The organism is Halorussus salinus (genome assembly GCF_004765815.2).
GTDB classification, from domain to species: Archaea; Halobacteriota; Halobacteria; order Halobacteriales; family Haladaptataceae; genus Halorussus; species Halorussus salinus.
On the sequence record NZ_ML974128.1, the window covers coordinates 602,385 to 616,345 of the forward strand.

General features: G+C 65.2%; 12 protein-coding genes and 1 tRNA gene. 9 read left to right on the forward strand and 4 right to left on the reverse strand.

Features of this window, described 5'->3' with window-relative positions:
* Positions 1-34: 34 nt before the first annotated feature.
* A complete protein-coding gene (gene udk, locus EPL00_RS11125) occupies positions 35-823 on the reverse strand; it encodes a uridine kinase (RefSeq protein ID WP_135852639.1) in 789 nt (262 codons plus the stop codon).
* Positions 824-991: 168 nt separating this feature from the next.
* Positions 992-1,750 (reverse strand): GTP cyclohydrolase IIa, encoded by a 759-nt coding sequence (locus EPL00_RS11130; protein ID WP_135852638.1) that lies wholly within the window; start codon positions 1,748-1,750, stop codon positions 992-994.
* A 293-nt stretch (positions 1,751-2,043) separates the two neighbouring features.
* Here EPL00_RS11130 and EPL00_RS11135 point away from each other — a divergent pair, with 293 nt between their 5' ends.
* The 6 genes from EPL00_RS11135 to EPL00_RS11160 all read left to right on the forward strand — a co-directional run bounded on the left by EPL00_RS11135 (position 2,044) and on the right by EPL00_RS11160 (position 8,490).
* On the forward strand, positions 2,044-2,238 hold the full coding sequence (locus EPL00_RS11135; RefSeq protein WP_135852637.1) for a cold-shock protein: 195 nt from the start codon (positions 2,044-2,046) through the stop codon (positions 2,236-2,238).
* A gap of 320 nt (positions 2,239-2,558) precedes the next feature.
* Positions 2,559-3,185: a CBS domain-containing protein gene (locus EPL00_RS11140; RefSeq protein ID WP_135852636.1), complete on the forward strand. Its 627-nt coding sequence runs from the start codon at positions 2,559-2,561 to the stop codon at positions 3,183-3,185.
* Between the two features lie 168 nt (positions 3,186-3,353).
* Positions 3,354-4,799 (forward strand): branched-chain amino acid ABC transporter permease, encoded by a 1,446-nt coding sequence (locus EPL00_RS11145; protein WP_135852635.1) that lies wholly within the window; start codon positions 3,354-3,356, stop codon positions 4,797-4,799.
* Between the two features lie 2 nt (positions 4,800-4,801).
* Positions 4,802-6,739, forward strand: a complete 1,938-nt coding sequence (locus EPL00_RS11150; protein ID WP_135852634.1) for a branched-chain amino acid ABC transporter permease — start codon at positions 4,802-4,804, stop codon at positions 6,737-6,739.
* On the forward strand, positions 6,736-7,740 hold the full coding sequence (locus tag EPL00_RS11155) for an ABC transporter ATP-binding protein (protein WP_135852633.1): 1,005 nt from the start codon (positions 6,736-6,738) through the stop codon (positions 7,738-7,740). Before EPL00_RS11150 ends, EPL00_RS11155 begins: the two co-directional genes overlap by 4 nt.
* 3 nt (positions 7,741-7,743) lie before the next feature.
* Positions 7,744-8,490: an ABC transporter ATP-binding protein gene (locus EPL00_RS11160; RefSeq protein ID WP_238398177.1), complete on the forward strand. Its 747-nt coding sequence runs from the start codon at positions 7,744-7,746 to the stop codon at positions 8,488-8,490.
* Between the two features lie 587 nt (positions 8,491-9,077).
* On the opposite strand, the gene EPL00_RS11165 is transcribed toward EPL00_RS11160, so the two are convergent.
* Together EPL00_RS11165 and EPL00_RS11170 are read right to left on the reverse strand one after the other, a co-directional pair.
* Positions 9,078-10,448, reverse strand: coding sequence for an ABC transporter substrate-binding protein (locus tag EPL00_RS11165; RefSeq protein WP_135852632.1), 1,371 nt, complete (start codon positions 10,446-10,448; stop codon positions 9,078-9,080).
* 169 nt (positions 10,449-10,617) lie between these two features.
* On the reverse strand, positions 10,618-11,886 hold the full coding sequence (locus tag EPL00_RS11170) for an ABC transporter substrate-binding protein (protein WP_135852631.1): 1,269 nt from the start codon (positions 11,884-11,886) through the stop codon (positions 10,618-10,620).
* Positions 11,887-12,059: 173 nt separating this feature from the next.
* Between EPL00_RS11170 and EPL00_RS11175 the strand changes: the two genes are divergently transcribed.
* The 3 genes from EPL00_RS11175 (at position 12,060) to EPL00_RS11185 (ending at position 13,932) form a co-directional block, all read left to right on the forward strand.
* Positions 12,060-13,259: a phosphoglycerate kinase gene (locus EPL00_RS11175; protein WP_135852630.1), complete on the forward strand. Its 1,200-nt coding sequence runs from the start codon at positions 12,060-12,062 to the stop codon at positions 13,257-13,259.
* Entirely contained in the window at positions 13,260-13,817 is a 558-nt protein-coding gene (locus tag EPL00_RS11180; protein WP_135852629.1) for a GNAT family N-acetyltransferase, read from the forward strand.
* Between the two features lie 41 nt (positions 13,818-13,858).
* Positions 13,859-13,932, forward strand: a tRNA-Thr gene (locus tag EPL00_RS11185).
* Positions 13,933-13,961: the final 29 nt, after the last annotated feature.

Here is a 13,961-nt window from a genome sequence, read left to right on the forward strand (position 1 = left end):
CGACGCCGCGCTCTCGGTATGCGACGCGCTCTCGTTACTCGACGCGCTCGCTGTTCCACTTCTCGGAGTCCGCGTCGTCGTCGGTCGTCGTTCGACCGTCGGTCGCTCGGGACTCGCGGTCGGTCTCGCCCGCGTTCGTCACCGTGAGGCGTTCGGACTCCTCGCGCTCGACGCCCTCGTCGCCGAGCGTCCACGCCGACCCCGAGTCGGTGTAGGTCTCCGCGCGGACTTTCTCCTCCAGTAAGTTCACCGCGACGGCGTTGGCACCCTCGGGGATGATGAGGTCGGCGCGCTTCTTGGTCGGCGCGACGAACTGCTCGTGCATCGGCTTGACCGTCGAGAGGTACTGGTCGATGACGCCCTCCAAGTCCCGGCCCCGGTCCACCACGTCGCGCTCGATGCGCCGGAGGATGCGCACGTCGGCGTCGGTCTCGACGTAGACGCGGATGTCGAGCATTTCGTTTAGCTCCTCGTCGTGGAGCGCGAAGATGCCCTCCAAGACGATGACATCGGTCGGTTCGACCGTGACGGTCTCGTCCTTGCGGTTGTGTATCTCGAAGTCGTACTGGGGCATCTCGATGGACTGGCCCGACAGCAGCGCGTCCATGTGTTCGCGCAGGAGTTCCCACTCGAACGCCGAGGGGTGGTCGTAGTTGACCTCCGTGCGCTCGTCGTAGTCCATGTGGCTCAGGTCCTCGTAGTAGTTGTCCATCGGGATGCGCGTGACGGCGTCGGCGGCCTCCTCGGTAATCTCGCGGGCGACCGTCGTCTTTCCGGCCCCGGTACCCCCCGCGATGCCGACGACGAACGACGGGATAGTCATTGGTGTGTTGGAGAAGGGACTGGGGTTTGAATCCCTCGGAATCGGATTTTTCGTTCACTCTGCGGGAAATGTTCGCGGGAGAACCGTCCCGCGGGTGCGGTCGCGGTGGCCCGTCGTGTCGATAGCGGTCCACACCTCGAAAAGAATCCTCGGGGTCTCCGGGTCGCGCTAGTCGATGACCACGCGGTCGCCGTCGTCCCGGCAGTCTTCGAGCGCGTGCTTGGCCGCCATTCCGGCGTGCTGGGCGTTCGCGGCCTGCCCGACGCCGACCTTGAGTTCGACTTCGACGGTCTCCTCGACGTGTCGGATGGCGTCTTCGTAGGCCGCCGCGTCGAGGTCCGGCGAGAGCGCGATGACGTTGTCCCCGCCGACGAAGAACGACAGTCCCTCGTGGGCGCGCCGGAAGTACCGCATCAACTCGGCGTAGCCCTGCTCGATGTGGATGAACGAGTCGAAGGCGTTCATCTGGTCGGTGTACTTCCCGGTGGCGTCGTTCACGTCGAAGTGCGCTATCTGCACGTCGTCGTCCGTGCGCTCGTCCGGGTCCAAGGTCGCTCCTCGGAGGATTTCGGTGCGGTCGGCCGCTTGGGCGCTCCCGGCGTCTTGGATGTGTTCGGTCGCCGCGGAGAGTGCCGCGACGGGACTCGGGTCCACGCCGACGCCGAAACTGACGGTCACGGGGTAGCGGTTGGCCACCGACTCCTGCACGAGCGCGTGGTCGGCTTCGTCCATCCCGTTCGTCACGGCGATCATGTTGTCGAACCGAGTGAAGAAGACGTACCCCTCGCGGTTGCCGACCAGTTGCGCGAGGTCGGCGTACAGCCGCGATTGCAGGGTCTGAAGGTCCACTTCCCGGCGCGGTTCGGGCGTTACGGTCCACGGTCCGTAGTTGTCGATCTGGATCAGGGTGACCTGCGCGTTCGTCACTGTTGGCAGTTCGTTCGTGACGCTTGCTTATAAGCTGTCCTAATTCTGGTAGCGTTTCCAGAACTGAGAACAACGAGCGGTCCGAGTTCGGAATCTGGCTCGTGGCAATTGTCGATACGGACAGAATACTACCGAGAGAAGACGAATCCGACTCGAATCGCTGCCGAAGTGACTGTACGGTCGGCCTCTCGCGAAGAAAGTACGAAAGCGGAAAATATACGGCCAGATTTTTGGCCATTTCGTAGGCGAATCTCACAATACTTATCCGTGAGGCGGACATTCGTAGAATTGCTATGGCAGAAGGAACCGTTGATTTCTTCAACGACACAGGCGGTTACGGCTTCATCGACACCGAGGACGCGGACGAGGACGTTTTCTTCCACATGGAAGATATCGGCGGCCCGGACCTCGAAGAAGGCACTGACGTAGAGTTCGAAATCGAGCAGGCCGAGAAGGGCCCGCGCGCGACGAATCTGACGCGACTTTAAATACGCAGTTGTCCGCTTGACGGCGGTACGACTCGCGACTTTCTCTGTGAACTACTCCCGAGGAGTCCCGACTGTTCTGCGCGGACTCGGTATTGCACTCCCCGAGCCGCAAGTCTCGCGAGCGACCAGTACGCTGGCCCCGAGAGGGGTCCGTCCGACGACGCCGCGAGAACCGTCCGACGGGGCCACTCCCTGCTGGCGGTCCACCGCCGAACCGACCGGCGGAGTCGTCGATGGGTAGACAATCTCTAACATAAGATTCTTACACCCATAAACTTGCCGGGGATACTTTTTAGAGAACCTATGGCAATCGTTCTCACATGGAAGGCGAAGTGACTGTCCGGGACGTGATGACCCGAGAATACGTCGGCGTCAGCGAGTCCGACACGGTTCTCGGAGCGGTGAGGCTGATGAACGACGAGGGAACCGGGTGCGTGGTCGTCCTCCGAGGGAGCGAACCGGTCGGCATCATGACCGAATCGGACGTGTTGGCGCTGGTCGCCGACGAGGGCGACCCCGCCGAGACGCAGGTGTCTTCGGTGATGTCCGAACCGGTCGTCTCGGTAGGTGCCGAGCGCGAACTCTCCGACGCCGCCGGTACCATGTCCCGCGAGGACATCCGGCGACTGCTCGTGACCAACGACGACGAGTTAGTGGGCCTCCTCTCGGAGCGCGACGTGATTTCGGCGTCGGCGTCGCTGTCGGGCGTCCCGTCGGTCCGCGGCGACTCGCCCCGCGAAGTCACCGGCGGCGGTCCGATGGCCGACGACCGGGCGGGCGGCGACCCGATGACCGGCGACCGGCCGTCGAATCCGGCCGGGACTGTCGGCGAGAACGGCGACCACGAGTACTCCGACCGGAGCATCTGTGAGACTTGCGGGACGCTCAGTCGGGAACTCACCAACGTCAACGGGCAACTCATCTGCGCAGACTGCCGCGAAGTGTAGGCGGCCACGGCGGCGACGGTCGTCGTTACCGCGTTCTCCCACTACCCGGCGGGTCCGCCGAATCCGGCCGGGAAGGAGGTGTGAAAAAGCGCAAGACACAAATAGGTCGGGCTTGCGAGATACGTGATATGGTAGGTTGTGACAAGCAGACATGCGAGGTGGTTCCGTATGCCACCTAGTACCGGGTTGGCCAATGCGGTCGTGACCGGTCTCGTCACCGGGAGCATCGTCGCGTTGGGCGCTATCGGACTCGCGCTGGTGTACAACATCGCCGAGGTCCCGAACTTCGCGCACGGGGAACTCCTCATGCTCGGGGCGTACATGGCGCTGTTCGTCAACAAACCGACGACCGTGCCGGTGTTCGAGCTGTTCACCGAGGCGACGAGCCGCGAACTCAGCGGCGTCGGGATGGTCGTCCTCTTCGTGTTGGCCGCGGGGTCGGCGCTCGCCGCGGTGTACTTACTCGGCGGCTTACCCGCGCTGAAGGGGTCGTGGTGGCCCGGCGACCCCAGTTCGGCGCTCGCGCTCGGCGTCCACGCGGTCGCCGCCGCGGCGCTGGGCGTCGTCGTCACGCTCGGCTTCCCGTCGATTTGGGCCGGACTGTTGCTCTCGGCGCTGATGCTGGCGTGGATCGCACCGTTCCTCGAAAAAGTCATCTTCCAGAAGTTCCGGGCGAAGGACGCCTCGCTGGCGACGATGCTCATCGTCACCCTCGGCCTCTCGTTCGTGCTTCGGTTCGGCACGCAGGCGTTCTACGGCGGGCAGGTCCGGACCTACGTCGTCCCGCAGGTCGGCACCGTCTTCGGCTACGACGTGGGCCTGTCGGCCGCGAAGTTCTTCGACTTCTACGTCACCGGAAGCGGCCTGACTCTGCACGTCATCGACACCGGGCCGGACCCCGACCAAGCGATGTTCACCGCGGCCTACTCGTGGCTCGCGCTCGTCGCGCTGGTCGTCCTCACGGTCGGGGTCGCGGCCGCGCTCTACCGCTGGCGTCGCGGCGGCGCGGAAGGCTACGGCACGAGTCACACCGTCGGCCCGAAACTCGCTGCCGCCGTCGGCGGCGTCGTGACGTTCGTCGCGCTCCTGTTCCTACTGGCGGGCGGCGGGTCGGTGCCCGACTCGTCGGCGTTCGAGACGCGCATCCGCCTCTCGCTGATGCGGTCGTCGGTGTTCTTCATCGCCATCGGGATGATGGCGATGCTCCACTTCCTGTTGCAGGAGACCAAACTCGGCAAGGCGATGCGGGCCTCCAGCGACAACATCGACCTCGCGAAGATTACGGGCATCAACACCGACCGCGTGATGATGGCGACGTGGATAATCGCCGGGGCGTTCGCGGCGGTCGGCGGCGTGATGCTCGGCGTACTATTCAGCCAACTGACGGTCAACATGGGCTTCTTCCTGTTGCTCCCGATGTTCGCCGGGGTCATCCTCGGCGGCCTCCAGTCGGTGTACGGCGCGATTCTCGGGAGCTACATCGTCGGCCTGTCGATGGACGTGGGCATCTACGCGATTCCGAACATCGGCTCGACGTACCGCATCCCCATCGCGTTCGCCATCCTGTTCGTCGTGTTGCTCGTCAAGCCGGAAGGCATCACGGGGGGTAGCTAACCATGGCACTCTCGTCCAGTCTCGTCTCGCTCGGCATCATCGTGGGCATCTACGCGATACTCGCCCTCGGACTGAACATCAAGTTCGGCTACACCGGACTGTTGGACATCGGCCACGTGGCGTTCTATCTGGTCGGCGCGTACGTCACCGCATTGCTGGTCCTTCCACCCGCCAGCACTCAACAGTTCGCCACGTACATCTTGGGGTGGAACTGGCCGTGGCTCCCGGCCATCGCGGTCGGGACGGTCGTCGCCGGACTCCTCGGGATGTTGGTCGCGCTCCCGGCGATACGCCTCCGGGAGGACTATCTGGCCATCGCGGTGCTGGGCATCTCGGTCATCCTGAAGCGTGTCGTCCAGTCGGAGGGCTGGCTGGCGAACGGGCCGGGGTCGCTCCGCGGGTTCAGCCAGCCGTTCCGCGGCTACTTCCCGCTCCCCGGCGACACCCTCGCGGCCGCCGCCCTCCTCGGGTTCGTCGTCCTCGTCCTCTGGACGGTGGCGACGTTCCTCCTCGCACAGGTCGGTACCGGCCGCGAGACTGAGGTGGCTGCGGACGGCGGTGAGCGAGCCTCATCGGAGGCCCGCTCCGACGGCGGTGTCACGGCGGGCCGCACCATCTCGGGCACGCCCGGTATCGGCGGGTGGGTCGTGGACGGCCTGCTCGCGCTGACGACCCTCGGAGTCGGGTACGCCGCGGCGCGCCGTTCGCGGACGGAGACCAGCGAGTCCGAACAGCGCGTCCTACTGGGTGCGGGTGGGCTGTTCGGTCTCGCGGCCGGAGTCGTCGCATGGCAGGCCTTCGAGTGGTGGACGCTGTTCGGCGTGAACCTCGACTGGCTGTTCGGCGTGGTCGTCTTCGCCGCGGTCACCACGGGCTTCTACGGCGCGAACCGCCGCTACGCTCCGATGGCTGGCGCGATTACGGCGACGGCGGCGTTCGGTGGCGCGCTCCTCGCGGGCGACTCACCGATGGTTGCGTTCGTCTTCCTCGCGGCCATCTCGCTGTTCACGTGGATATTCGGCGCGGTTGCGGTCGTCCGCAAGTACAGCGACCTCTCGGGCCGGGACTTCGGCGTCTCGTTCGTCCTCGCGGTCGTGTTCGTCGCCTGTTTCGCGCCGCTCATCGTGTTGGGCGGCGGGTCGGGCGACGCGATGAGCAGTATCGGCCTGTTCGTCACGATGGGGATGCTCGCGGCGTTCCTCTACGGCGTCTACTACGTCGGGTCGAACTGGAGCCGATTCGGCTCGGGCGTCGAGTTCGTCCGCATCGTCGGCGTCGGAGCCATCTGGCTGTTCGCCATCCGGTACTTCGTGATGGCGAGCATCGAACCGTTCCAGCGCGCTGGCGTGGGCGCGGTCGTGGACAACACGGTGCAGAACCTCATCTGGCTGATGAAGTTCCAAGGCGGGACCGCCGAGTTCGACTACGCGCGGTTCCTGCTGGTGTTGACGCTGGCATCGCTCGGGATGCTCTACTACCTCGCGGAGATTACGGTCGAGTCGCCGTTCGGCCGCGTGCTGAAGGCCATCCGCGAGGACGAGGACGTGGCGACCTCGCTGGGCAAGAACACGTTCGCCTACAAGGTCCAGAGCATGATGCTCGGGTCGGCGCTCGCCGGGTTCGCCGGCGGCCTGACCGCCATCTACTTCCAGAGTCTCGTCCACACGATGTTCGCGCCGCGGGTGACGTTCATCGCGTTCCTCGCGCTCATCATCGGCGGCACGGCGAACAACAAGGGGATGATTCTGGGCGCGACCATCTACTGGGCGTTCCAGAAGGCGACCGCCGACATCGCCGGGTTCTTCCCGACGGCCGCGCGGTCGTCGGTGCAGGCGCTCCGGTTGGCGTTCATCGGGGCACTCCTCATCGTCATCCTCTACTACCGCCCCGAGGGGCTGTGGGGCGAGAAACGAACCGTCGCGGAGGTGGCAGAAGAATGAGCGAAACAGTCGAATCAGACCACGAGACGCACGGAACTGGCGAAGCGATACTCGAAGTCGAGGGGCTGCGCAAGACCTTCGGCGGGATTACCGCCGTGGACGGCGCGACCTTCGAGGTCGAGGAGGGAACCGTCACCGGTCTCATCGGGCCGAACGGGGCTGGGAAGACGACGACGTTCAACCTCATCAGCGGCTTCTACGAACCCGACGGTGGGGAAGTCCGGTATCGCGGGACCGACCTCCAAGACATCATGCGCCCGAGCGGGACCGAGCAGGGCATCTGGATGAGCGCGTCCGGGATGACCTTCGGCGGTATCGGACTTGCGGCCGCGGCCTCGGCCGGGGTCTCGACGCTCGCGACCGGCGGCGCGGCGCTCGTCGGCGCGGGACTGGGCGCTGGCGTCTATCAGGCCGAGGAGAAGGTCAAGAACGACTACCTCGAAGTCAAGAACAAGCGCCCGTTCCGGGTCTCGCAAGAAGGACTCTCGCGGACGTTCCAGTTGACGCGGGAGCTACAGGGGCTGACCGTGCTGGAGAACCTGATGCTCGCACCACAGGACCAGCGCGGCGAGAGTCTGACCAACGCGTGGTTCCGCCGCGGCGCGGTCGAAGACGAGGAGGGCGACGTGCGCGAGCGCGCCGTCGAGATGCTGGAATTCCTCGAAATCGACCACCTCACCAACGAGTACGCGGGCAACCTCTCTGGCGGCCAGCGCAAACTGCTGGAACTCGGTCGGGTGCTGATGACCGACCCCGACCTCATCCTGCTGGACGAACCGGTCGCAGGGGTCAACCCCGCGCTGACCGAGAAGTTGCTCGAACGCATCGAGAACCTGCGCGAGCAGGGCTACACGTTCTGCATCGTCGAACACGACATGGAGGTTATCATGAACCTCTCGGACACCATCATCGTCATGGACCAAGGCAAGAAACTCATGCAAGGCTCGCCCGAAGAGGTACAGAACGACCAACGAGTTGTGGACGCCTATCTGGGGGGATAATTCGTGGCGCTACTGGAAGCCCGCGACATCGTCTCGGGGTACGGCGACGCCCAAATCCTCCACGGCGTGTCGATGGACGTGGCCGACGACGAGATCGTCTGCATCATCGGCCCGAACGGTGCCGGGAAGTCCACCTTCATGAAGGCGGTCTTCGGCCTCATCGACTGCTGGGAGGGGTCGGTCAACTTCGACGGCGCGGACATCACCGACCTCCGGCCGGACGAGATCACCCGCGAGGGGATGTGTTACGTCCCGCAGGTGGACAACGTCTTCCCGAACCTCACGGTCCGGGAGAACTTGGAGATGGGCGCGTACATCCTCGACTCGATGCCCGAGGAGGCCCTACAGGAGGTGTTCGACCGCTTCCCGATTCTCGAGGAGCGCCAGAACCAGAAGGCCGGAACCATGTCCGGCGGCCAACAGCAGATGCTGGCGATGGGTCGCGGGCTGATGGTGGACCCGGACCTGATGCTGGTGGACGAACCGAGCGCCGGACTCGCGCCGGACCTCGTGGACGAGGTGTTCGAGAAGATAATCGAGATCAACGAGTCGGGCACGGCCATGCTGATGGTCGAGCAGAACGCCCGGAAGGCCCTGCGGAACTCCGACCGAGGCTACGTGCTGGAGATGGGCGAGAACCGCTTCGAGGACACCGGCGAGGCGCTACTGGACAACGACGAGGTGACGGAGCTGTACCTCGGCGCTGGCGGCGACGCTGGCGAGACCGGTGAAGCGGCGACTGACGACTAGCGACCACGTTTTTCGACCGCTTTTCTGACTCTCGAGTTTCGAGTGAGGCTGCTCTCCCCGCCCGGCACGCGCTGGCGGGTCGCCGTAGGCGACGCGCCAACCGCGCGAGGGACGAGGCTTGCGAGACGCGACGCGTCTCGCTGATCTGCGAACGTCGTTCGCAGACATCGCAGCGAAGTGAGAAGCGCAGGCGGTTGGGGAGGTGTGAGGCTTTCGCTGTGCGGTGGCGGTCGCGGTGCTGTGCGGTGGCGGTGACTCCTGTGTTCAAGCCTGAAGCTAGCTGCCCTGTCGCCGTTCCGGTGGTCGTCGCTGACTCTACTGTCCCGGTCACAGTCACCGACTTTCGGTCCCGATAGTCGTCACTCCCGACGCGTGCCGAACTGACGTTCTCGGTTAGCTCAGCCCTCTCTCAGGTTAGTCGGACTGGCGGTCTCGACTCTACCACGGCCGAAACCGCACGAGGCGTCCGAGCGACCTTCGTCCCGTCTTCGGATTTAAATCCTCGCGTCGCTGGCTTCCTCGCTCTCGATTCGACCGAAAAATCAAAATCGGTTCGGTCGTCGAGGGTCGCTCCTCCGGTTCCGAATCTATCCTTGCGTCGTCGTGGTCGTCCCGCCACCGCCGCCGTTGCCGACCTTGCCGCGGAAGAACTCGCGGGGAATCGTCTCCAGCGTCTCGGTCGAGCCGTCGTCCTGCACCTGCAGGATGGCGAACTGGTTGAGCGGTTCGAGCGACTCGTTGAGGTTGACGGGACTGGACGCGCCCTGATAGTTGATGTCCTCGCCGTTGGCCAGCAGGTCCTTAGCCTTCTGGAACTGCCCCACCGTGACGACGTTGGCCTGCTGGCCGCCGCCACCGCCGCCACCGTCGCCCGTGGTGGTCGCCGTCTCTTGGCTCGCGCCCTCCTCGGGGCGAGAGACCGACCGGATGTTCTGTGCGATGGTGGTCCCGTCGGCCTGTCCACCGGCTTCGATGGCGAGTGCCTGCAGGAAGAGCCCGTCGTAGGCGTGGGGCGCGAACAGCGTCCCCGCTTGGTCGCCCATCTTCTCCTCGAACGCGGTCTGGCCCGGCGTCTGCTCGGGGTTCGGTGACGCGAGGTACATCCCCGACGTGATGTTGCTCAGGCTACTGAGGAACTCCGAGGAGTTCAGGCCCTCGCTGAGGACCCACTCGCCGCCGTAGCCGCCGTTGTTCCACTGGTTCAGGATGGTCCGGCCGTTGCCGGGGTAGCCGATGAAGCCGACGGCGTCCGGGTCGTTCTGGAACAGCGAGTCGAGCGTCGAGGTGTAGTCACTGGCCCGCTGGCTGTAGCCGACCATCCCGACCGTCTCGCCTTGGAACTGCTCGCGGGCGCGCTCCGCGAGGCCCTGCCCGTAGGGGTTGTCCACGAAGAGGAACGCCGCCCTGTCCGCGCCGATGTACTGGTCGTCGCTGAGGATGCGACCCATCACGATGCCCTGTTGGGCGTCGTTCGGAGCCGTCCGGCCGAAGTACTTGACGCTCCGGTCCTCGTTGTAGCCGATCTCCGAGAGCGCGGGCGACGTACTCGCGTTGCTCATCTGCATCACTTGGTCGGCCGCGACGTTCTGCGCCAGCGGGACCGAGACACCGCTGGAGGCCGCGCCGACGAACCCGATGATGTTCTGCTCGTTGACCAGCGAGTTGTACTGCTGGATGGCCCGCGAGGGCTGGGTCTGGCTGTCGGTGTTGGTCATGTTTATCTGGCGGTCGAGCGGGCCGCCAGCGTCGTTCACGTCCTGCACCGCGACGTTGACCGCTCGTTGCATCCCGCTCCCGTACGCGCTCAGGTTCCCCGTGATGGGGAGAATCGACCCCATCTGGATGGGACCGCCTTGGGCCGCACCCGCGGACGTTGACAGTCCGGTCAACCCGGCCACCCCCGCGGCCGTCGCGCCCTTTAGATACACCCGTCGCGTCGTTCGATATTTCTCTGACATCTCCGACGTGACACACGACGCGATAGTAATAAACTATTGTGTATGATTCCGGTGACACGTCGGGATAGTTCAATCGCGTTCGGAGAGCGGCCCGAAAGAAAGCGTCGTCGTTCGGCGGTTTCGCGGTCGGTCGGCGGTCGGTGTCACCCGCGCGTAAGTGACGAGGCGGTTACAGCTTGCCCTCGAACCACGAGCGTTCGATAGTGTCCCGTTCCGTCCGTGCGCCCTGCTCGACCTGCATGATGGCGAACTTGTTGAGCGGTTCGAGGTTCTTGTTCATGTCCACGGGACTGGACGCGCCCTGATAGTTGATATTCTCGCCGTCGTCAAGCAAGTCTTTCGCCCGCTGGAACTGCCCGGCGTACACCTTCGTCCCCTCGCGCGAGACTGACCGGATGTTCCCGGCGATGGCTTCGCCGGTTGCCTCGCCAGCTTTGTGCATGGCGAGCGCTTGCAGGAAGAGTCCGTCGTAGGCGTGGGGCGCGAACAGCGTCCCCGCTTGGTCGCCCATGCCCTCCTCGAAGGCCGAGGCGCTCTTGTCCGCGGAGTCGGGACTCGGCGACGCGAGGTACATCCCGTCGGTGATGGACTTCAGACTCTCGAAGAACCCCTTGTCGTTCAGGCCCTCGCTGAGGACCCACTGACCGCCGTAGCCGCCGTTGTCCCACTGCTTGAGGATGGTCTTCCCGTTGCCGGGGTAGCCGACGAAGCCGATGGCGTCCGGGTCGTTCTCGAACAGTTTGTCGAGCGTCGAGGTGTAGTCCGTCGATTTCTTGTCGTAGGGGACCATCCCGACCTCCTCGCCGTCGAACGCGGCTTTCGCCTTCTGGGCCAAGCCCTCCCCGTAGGCGTTGTTGACGTAGAGGAACGCGGCCTTGTCCGCGCCGATGTAGTCGCTCTTGTTCATGATTTGGCCCATCACGATGCCCTGCTGGCCGTCGTTCGGGGCCGTCCGGCCGAAGTACTTCGTGTCGCCGTCGTAGCCGATTTCCGCGAGGGCGGGCGTCGTACTCGCGTTGCTCACCTGCATCACGCCGTCGGATGCGACGTTCTTCGCGATGGGGACCGAGACGCCGCTGGAGGCCGCACCGACGAAGCCGACGATGCCCTGCTCGTTGACGAGCGATTTGTACTTCTGGGAGGCTTTCGAGGGTTTCGTCTCGCTGTCCTTGTTGGTCACCTTCACGGTACGTCCGAGCGGGCCGCCGCCGTCGTTGATGTGCTTCTTGGCGAGGTTCACCGCGTCCTGCATCCCCTGTCCGTAAGCACTCAGCGACCCGGTAATCGGGAGAACCGACCCCATCTGGATGGGACTGCCACCGCCGCCACCGCCGCCGGAGATACTTCCGATACAGCCCGAGAGACCGGTGAGTCCGGCCCCCGCAACCGCCGCAGTCGTCTTCAGATACGCGCGCCGCGACTTGTCCTTGCCTGTCATAGTCTACCAGTAGGTCTCACAGGGGCTATAAAAAAGTTTGCAAATTGTGAACCTAACTCACACCCGTCGGCGCGCGAACCTAACGCCGGTCTCCGGAAAGTTCACTCGGAATCGAATTTTTATTTGTCGGATAGCCCGACACATATTTCCCTCCCGCCGTTGGACACACCTACATGGCGATAGAGACCCTGGACGACCTCGCCGTCCAAGGGACCACGCTGGGAGTGCGTATCGACATCAACAGCCCCCTGACCGACGAGGGCGCGCTGGCCGACGACGCCCGTCTCCGCGCCCACGTCGAGACCCTCTCGGAACTGCTCGACCGCGACGGCCGAGTCGCGATTCTCGCCCACCAAGGCCGTCCGGGCGGCGAGGAGTTCCGGGACCTCCGCCCGCACGCGAACCGACTCGACGAACTCCTCGACGCGCCGGTGGGGTACGCCGACGGCACCTTCTCGGGGGAGGCCCGCCGCAAAGTCGAGAATCTGGACGACGGGCAGGCGGTCGTGCTGGAGAACACGCGATTCTACAGCGAGGAGTACATGGAGTTTCCCGCCGACCGCGCCGGGCAGACCGAACTCGTGGACAAACTCGCGCCGGTCTTGGACGCCTACGTCAACGACGCCTTCGCCGCGGCTCACCGCTCACAGCCCTCCATCGTCGGCTTCCCGACCCGGATTCCGGCCTACGCCGGGCGCGTGATGGAGTCGGAACTCGACGTGCTGGGCGACATCGAATCGACGCCCGAACCCCGGACCTACGTCGTCGGCGGCGCGAAGGTCCCCGACTCGATTTCGGTGGCCGAGAGCGTCCTCGAACGCGGCCTCGCCGACGAGGTGCTGACGACCGGCGTCGTCGCCAACGTCTTCCTGCTGGCCGACGGGACCGACCTCGGCGACGCCAGCGCGGACTTCGTGTACGAACAGGGCTACTGGGACGAAATCGACCGCGCGGCCGACCTGCTGGCCGAGTACGGCGACCGCATCCGACTCCCGGTCGATTTGGCCGTCGAGCGCGACGGCGAGCGCCACGAAATCGCCGTCGAAGACCTACCGCCCCGCGAGGGCGAGGCCGCGATGGACATCGGAGCCGCGACGATAGAGGCCTACGGCGAAGTCGTCGCGGGTTCCGGGACGGTCGTCCTCAACGGCCCGGCGGGCGTCTTCGAGGACGAGACGTTCGCTCACGGGACCCGCGACCTCTTCGAGACCGCCACGGACGCCGAGTACAGCGTCGTCGGCGGCGGCGACACCGCCGCGGCCATCCGGGCGTTCGACATCGAGGGCTTCGACCACGTCAGCACCGGCGGCGGCGCGGCGCTCAACATGCTGACCGGCGAGGAGCTACCCGCGGTCGAGGCGCTCCGAAACTGAATGGTCACCGTCGAGGTCGGCACGACGGCGGACGCCGACGCGGTCGCCGACCTGTGGGTCGAACTGGCCGAGGGCCAGCGCGAGTTCGACTCCCACCTCTTACCGGGCGAGAACCGCCAGCAGGTCCGGGAGTCCGTCGCCCAGCACGCGGTCGCCGACGAACTCCTCGTTGCTCGCGCCGACGGAGCGACTGCCGACGCGGACGGGGAATCGGTATCCACCGAGACGGGCGACGCGACCGACTCCGAGGAGGCGACCGACTCCGAACTGATTGGCTTCGTGACCGTCATCGTCGAGTCGAGCAACTACGAGCAGGACGTGGTTCGGGGCGTCGTCCAGAACATCTACGTCGTGCCCGCGCGCCGGGGCGAGGGTATCGGGTCGGCACTCCTCGACGCCGCGGAAGCCAGACTCGCAGAGGCCGGTGCGGACGCCGTCTCGCTCGAAGTCATGGCCGCGAACGCCGACGCCCGCCGGTTCTACCGCCGCCACGGCTACGCTCCGCATCGCGTCGAGTTGGAAAAATCGGTCGAAAGCGATACGCTCACAAAGGAGTAGCCAGAAGGTGCCACTGCGTCACGACGGTCCGTGACGAGCGCGCCAGGGGAGCTTGGGCGGTTCAAGCACCCGACTTGTAATCGGGAGTTCGTGGGTTCAAATCCCACCCCTGGCTTCGGAATTCAGGTTCACAATCCAGTGAAC